At 67.7% G+C, this 6,223-nt stretch carries 4 protein-coding genes and 1 pseudogene; 4 read left to right on the top strand and 1 reads right to left on the bottom strand.

Translation table 11 applies throughout. The features are described from left to right. Nucleotides 1-128 precede the first annotated feature (128 nt). Nucleotides 129-647, bottom strand: a pseudogene (locus tag G3N93_RS31675) (MFS transporter); the annotation flags it as partial. 213 nt (nucleotides 648-860) lie between these two features. Here G3N93_RS31675 and G3N93_RS31670 point away from each other — a divergent pair. From G3N93_RS31670 to G3N93_RS31655, 4 genes are all read left to right on the top strand, one after another. Continuing rightward, nucleotides 861-1,601, top strand: a complete 741-nt coding sequence (locus G3N93_RS31670) for a GNAT family N-acetyltransferase (RefSeq protein ID WP_206134720.1) — start codon at nucleotides 861-863, stop codon at nucleotides 1,599-1,601. 347 nt (nucleotides 1,602-1,948) lie between these two features. Further along, nucleotides 1,949-3,013, top strand: a complete 1,065-nt coding sequence (locus G3N93_RS31665) for a 2,3-butanediol dehydrogenase (protein ID WP_206124411.1) — start codon at nucleotides 1,949-1,951, stop codon at nucleotides 3,011-3,013. Nucleotides 3,014-3,454: 441 nt separating this feature from the next. Further along, nucleotides 3,455-5,392: a HAMP domain-containing sensor histidine kinase gene (locus tag G3N93_RS31660; RefSeq protein ID WP_206134719.1), complete on the top strand. Its 1,938-nt coding sequence runs from the start codon at nucleotides 3,455-3,457 to the stop codon at nucleotides 5,390-5,392. A gap of 157 nt (nucleotides 5,393-5,549) precedes the next feature. Beyond that, nucleotides 5,550-6,206 (top strand): VC0807 family protein, encoded by a 657-nt coding sequence (locus tag G3N93_RS31655; protein WP_174943018.1) that lies wholly within the window; start codon nucleotides 5,550-5,552, stop codon nucleotides 6,204-6,206. Nucleotides 6,207-6,223: the final 17 nt, after the last annotated feature.

Raw genomic sequence — 6,223 nt, 5'->3', positions numbered from 1 at the left:
GTAGTTGTTTTTTAGACGTTGTGGGCTCTTGATGGATGATAGAGTGAGTATTGTGTTAAGGATAGCGCAACACGCGAGAGCGACGAGCTTGCAGACACTCGTTACCGACGCGACGCACTTCCGATCTAGCCGTTGCGCCAGCCGCCGAACAGCGGCCCGACCAGCATCGACAGCGCCATGCCCACCGGCATGAACGTGCTCCACAGTCCGAACGCGAGATTGCGCCGCTCGGGCGGCGTCACGCGATTCAGCACGGCCGGCGCGGCAACCACCACGATCACGAAACCGAGCCCTTCGGCGAAGCGCGTGGCCAGCAGCAGCGCGAAACTGCCGGCCCACGCGCCGGCGATACTCGACAGGCCGAGGATGACGAGGCCCGCGATCAGCAGCAACCGGTCGCCCCAGCGCCGCACCAGCAGGCCGGCCGCGATACCGCCGAACACGCCGACGAACGGAAACACCGACATGATTCCGCTGAGCGACGCGAGCGAACCGCCGAACTCGTGCTGGAGCGACGGCAACGCAATCGTCGCCTTGCCGACGTGCAACGCCGACACGATGCTCGCCAGCACGACGTTCGCGACGGCGGCCCGGTAGCTGCGCGACGGCAGCGTGGCGGCATCGGCCGCGACAGGCGATTCGGTCATCTCCACCTCCGTTGAAGCGGCCGCGTGCAACGGGATGCGTCACGCGTCCGCGATCGGACTGGCGCACATGATACAAATTGAAGTTAACTTCAAGTAAAGGGGTAATGTGCGCAACGATCCGTTCCGCCGATCGCGGCAATGGATCGGCATGGCAGCGTGTGGGCGCCTGATCTAAGCTGACGGCTTCGCCCCGACGACGTTGCATACGACCGCATGCCGACCGCCTCTCCCGCTCCCGACGCCCCGCTTCCGCTCGACACAGCCTGGTCGACCTTCCCCGGCCGCAAGGCCGCCGTGCGCACCTTCATCGCCGGATACTGCGCCGCGCGCGACCGGCGCGATGCACCGCTGCACGACAGCCCGGACGGCCACGTCGTGCGATTCGACGCCGGCATGGGGCGGCCCTTCGAGCACTTCGTGATCGAAGGCGCGCCCGCGGATGGCGACGGCCCGTTCACCGTCGGCGCGTGGCTCACGCGCTACGGCGCCGCGCCGCTGCCGCCCGCGCTGCAAGGCAGGACACGCCGGCTGTCGGACGAGCATTTCATGGCCGCCGATATCGGCAGGCTGTCCGGCGACGATGCCCTCGCGCAGGCGCTCGCCTGTCACACGCCGGGCGACGTCGATACGTTCAATGCGGGCGCGCCATTCCCGCCGTTCCAGCCGAATCCGGCTGCGTTCCTGTTCGCGCACCGGCTGGACGGGCAGATCGCCGCCACCGCGCGCTACGGCGTTGCGTCGGCGCGCGACATCGTCGTCGACCGGGTCGGGACGGGCGATGCATACCGCCGCCGCGGCCTCGCGATGCAGTTGCTCGCCGCGATCGTCGCGCACGCACGGCAACGCGGCGCGCCGCGGGTGTGGCTCGTGTCGACCGAGCCGGGCCTGCCGCTGTACCGCGCCGCCGGATTCACGCTGCTCGCACCGGTTACGGTCGACGCAGTCGTCGCCTGAACGCGCATCGAACCGCACCGGCCATCGCCGCGCGTCTCGCGAATCGTCTCATTTCACTGAGACGAACGTCCCAGCGTCTCACCGGCGTGTCGTTCAGCTATCGCAGCAAACGTCACGCCACGCCCCCGTCAACCCGTTTCCTGTCATCGAACGGGGAAATGCCGCATCGCACCACGCAGGTCCCGTCCGATCGCCCTCCGTCGCCCCGACTCGAGCTGGCCCCGTTCCTGCATATCGGTCGATCGCGCAATCGCGCGACGGGCGCACCGGCAGCCACGCCTCGCACCCGACGACTACCTGATGGAGACAGCAACGTGAGTACACCGGCATCGACCACCGCCCCCAGCATGAAAGCTGCCGTCTGGCACGGCCGCCACGACATCCGCGTCGAACAGGTTCCCGTTCCGGAGCGCCCGCCGGCAGGCTGGGTCACGATTCGCGTGCACTGGTGCGGAATCTGCGGCTCCGACCTGCACGAATACGTCGCGGGCCCCGTCTTCATCCCGGTCGACGCGCCGCATCCGCTGACGGGCCTGAAGGGCCAATGCATCCTCGGCCACGAGTTCAGCGGCGAGATCGCCGAACTCGGTGCGGGCGTGACGGGCTTCGCGGTCGGCGACCGCGTGACGGCCGACGCGTGCCAGCATTGCGGCACCTGCTGGTATTGCCGGCACGGGCTGTACAACATCTGCGAGAACCTCGCGTTCACCGGGCTGATGAACAACGGCGCATTCGCCGAATACGTGAACGTGCCGGCCGAGTTGCTGTACAAGCTGCCCGACGATTTCCCGACCGAGGCCGGCGCACTGATCGAGCCGCTCGCGGTCGGGCTGCATGCGGTGAAGAAGGCCGGCAACATCGTCGGGCAGACCGTCGTCGTGGTCGGCGCGGGCACGATCGGCCTGTGCACGATCATGTGCGCGAAGGCCGCGGGCGCCGGGCGCGTGATCGCGCTGGAAATGTCGGCTGCGCGCAAGCAGAAGGCGCTGGAAGTCGGCGCGAGCGTCGTCATCGATCCGAAGACGTCCGACGCGATCGCGGAAGTCAAGGCGCTGACCGGCGGCTACGGTGCCGACGTGTCGTTCGAGTGCATCGGGCACACCACCACCGCGAAGCTCGCGATCGACGTGATCCGCAAGGCCGGCAAGTCGGTGATGGTCGGCATCTTCGAGGAGCCGGCGCCGTTCAACTTCTTCGACATCGTGTCGACCGAGAAGGAAGTGATCGGCTCGCTCGCTTACAACGGCGAATTCGCGGATGTGATCCGCTTCATCGCGGACGGCCGCATCGACGTGCAGCCGCTCATCACCGGGCGCATCGCGCTCGGCGACATCGTCTCGCACGGCTTCGAGGAACTGGTCAACCACAAGGACCGGAACGTGAAGATCATCGTTCAGCCCGCCCTCGCCTGACCGCGCGCGCGGCTGCGGCAGCGATTCGCGCCGCGGCACGCGTGCTGCAAGCGTCACCCCGAAGCGTCGCCCGTGCGCGGGCGGCGCGCCTGCCATTCCCCTCCCGCGCCCCCTCCTTGCCGCCGTCGTCCGTCGCGAGCCGGATGCCGTGCACCGCTCGAACACGACGATCAAAAACATTCGCAATCCAAACCATCTGTCGTAACGTGCCACCGGCTTGATACGCGATCAGGGTTTCTCCGGATCAAGCGCGATTCGTCCGCTGTCGACAGGACACTGACGCAAGGTGATCCTGTGCAAGACACGACCCGGCCTCCCTGCCAGGATCGTTGGCGCCCCCTTGAAGGCAGCCCCCGCGCCCCCACAAAACCTTACGGCGTCACGGCGCCGACAGGCCGAGAATACGGGCCCACCCGGGATAGCTTGCAAACATGGTGTGTCATGAATCGTTCATTCTCGTTTAGCCGGGAACGCGCATATAACATTCGATCGCTGACGATCCAGCAGAAGACCCATATCGGCTTCGCACTCGTCACCACGCTGCTGGCCTTGCTGTGCGGCACGATCATCTGGGGGAGTGTCCGGCAATACCGGCAGGAAAACGCCGACCTGCAGAGCTTCGAATTCGTCCGTGGCGCGATGAGCACCGCCAACGTCATCTCGGCCGAACGCGGCCCGACGAACGACCTGCTGGTGCGCCTGCAGGACGACGGCGCCGCCGAGGTCCGCAAGCTGCTCGCCGCGCGCGTGCGCTCCGACCAGGCGCTCGAACGTTTTCGCGCCGGCATCGCGCAGGCGACCGTGCTCGACGATCGCGAACGCAGCAACCTGCTGCATGCACTCGACTCGGTCCGGATGACGCTCGCCGATGCGCGTACGGAAGTCGATGCACTCGACGCACGGCCGCTTGCGACCCGCAGCGTTCACGATATCCAGCACGCGCAGGCACGCCTGTTCCGGATCGTCGACACGCTGTCGCTGCTGATCGACGGCGCGATGACCGACACCGCGATGCGCAACCCGCGCACGTCGGGTGCGATCCTGCTCGCGCGGCTCCTCGGCGATCTCCGCGAATACGCGGGCCGCACGGGCTCGCTGCTCATCGCGCCGATGTTCGCGCGGCAGGCGCTCGATCGCACGCAGTTCGCGGACATCATGCGGATGCGCGGCCGCATCGAGCAATTGCGCGCGCTGATCGACGGCGCAATCGGCGCGCAGCTCGACGACCCTGACGTGGCGCGCGAATACGCGGAGCTCAACGGAGCCTTCGATGCGCACATCCTGCCGCTCGTCGACGCGACCGTCGCCAGCGGCAAGAACGGCGCCTATGCCATGAGTGCGGCCGACTTTTCCCGCGCGATCGTGCCGCATTTCCGGTCGAGCGAGCTGCTGCGCGATCACGTGATCGACCTTGCGCGGCGTCGCGCGATCGGCGACCGGCACACCGCCCGGATCAAGGTCGTGTTGTCGGCGTTCGCCACGACACTGTGCATCGCGATCCTCGCCTCGCTCGCGCGCGGCATGCAGCGACTGCTGTCGAAGCCGCTCGATGCGCTCGGCCGCCGGATCGTCGCGCTCAGCGATGGCGATACGTCGCACGTCGCGATGCCGCGCGGCATCGGGCCCGAGATCACGCGGATCCATGATGCGCTGGAAACGTTGCGCAACGCGACCGTCCGCCGCGACATGCTCGAGCGCCAGCGCAACGACATGCTGACGCTGTTCTCGCACGACATGCGCGCCCCGTTGACCTCGCTGATCATCCTGATCGACACGCATGCGCGACGGGTGGGCGAGGCGCAGATGAAGCAGCAGTTCGCGCGAATCGGCAAGCTGGCGCGGCACACGCTGGCGATGGCCGACGGTTTCGCGCAGCTCTCGCGTGCGGAGGCCAGCGACTACGAACGCGTGCCGGTCAACCTCGCCGACCTGATGAACGAGGCGCGCGACGCGGTATGGCCGCTCGCGCACCGGAAATCGATGTCGATCGACGACGTGCCGCGGCACGACGACACGATCGTGCTGGGCGACCCCGCGCTGCTGTCGCGCGCGCTGATCAACCTGCTGGACAACGCCATCAAGTACAGTGCGTCGCTGACGAGCGTCGAATGCAGGGTCGAGCCGGGCGCCGACGGCAAGACCGTGCGCTGCACGATCCGCGACAGCGGGTGCGGGATCAGCAGCGCGGACCAGACGCGGCTGTTCGAGCGCTACCGGCGCTTTCGCACCGCCGGCCAGCCGGAAACCAGCGGCGTCGGCCTCGGCATGGCGTTCGTCAAGGCCGTCGTCGAACGGCACGAAGGCACGATCCACGTGCACAGCGTCGTGCTGCAAGGCACCACGGTCACGATCACGCTGCCGGCCGCGGCGCTTCCGTGACGATGACGACGGCACCGGCGGCGCCAGCGGCAAGCGGCCGAAGCGGCGCCGCAGCCCCGCCCGATTCTTCGATATACTGGACCGAACCCTTTTCGGGGCAACCGAGGGCCACCACGCCCTTTGCAGGTTCGCCCCAACCTGCGTGGAATTGCTCACCGTGAAACCGCGAGCCGGACTGATTCTCGAACTCTTCGTCAACCTGGTGCTGCCCTGGGTTGCCTACCGGGCCGCGCAGCCCTATTTCGGCGAAACCGGCGCGCTGTATGCGTCGGCGGTCCCGCCGATCATCTGGTCGATCGTCGAATTCATCCGCTCGCGCCGCGTCGATGCGGTGGCGGCCATCGTGCTGCTCGGCATCGCGCTGTCGATCATCGGGATGGCGCTCGGCGGCAGCCCCCGCACGCTGCTGATGCGCGAATCGCTCGCGTCGGGCACGATCGGCGTCGTGTTCCTGCTGTCGCTGTTCCGCGAACGCCCGCTGATCTTCTATCTCGCCCGCGCCACCGTCGCCCGCGAGATGGAAGGCGGCGCCGCGCATTTCGAAGCCGTCTGGAACGCACAGCCGGGGCTGCGGCAGATGCTCCGGCGCATGACGTTCGTGTGGGGCGCGTTCATGACGCTGGAAATGCTGCTGCGCCTCTGGATGGTCGTGACCTGGCCGGTCGAACGCGTGCTGGTCGTGTCGCCGGTGATGGGCTACACCGTGTTCGGCTGTCTGCTGCTGTGGACGTTCTGGTACCGGCGGCGGATGCGCGAGCGCAACAGCGTCCACATCCCGGGTCGCGACGGCGTCACCGAAACCGCCGGCCGCTGAGCGCTGACGGTTCCCCA

Origin of the sequence: Burkholderia sp. Se-20378 (assembly GCF_017104665.1) — a bacterium.
GTDB classification, from domain to species: domain Bacteria; phylum Pseudomonadota; class Gammaproteobacteria; order Burkholderiales; family Burkholderiaceae; genus Burkholderia; species Burkholderia lata.
The sequence above is the reverse complement of the archived record's forward strand: the minus strand, read 5'-3'. Positions and strand labels throughout refer to the sequence as shown.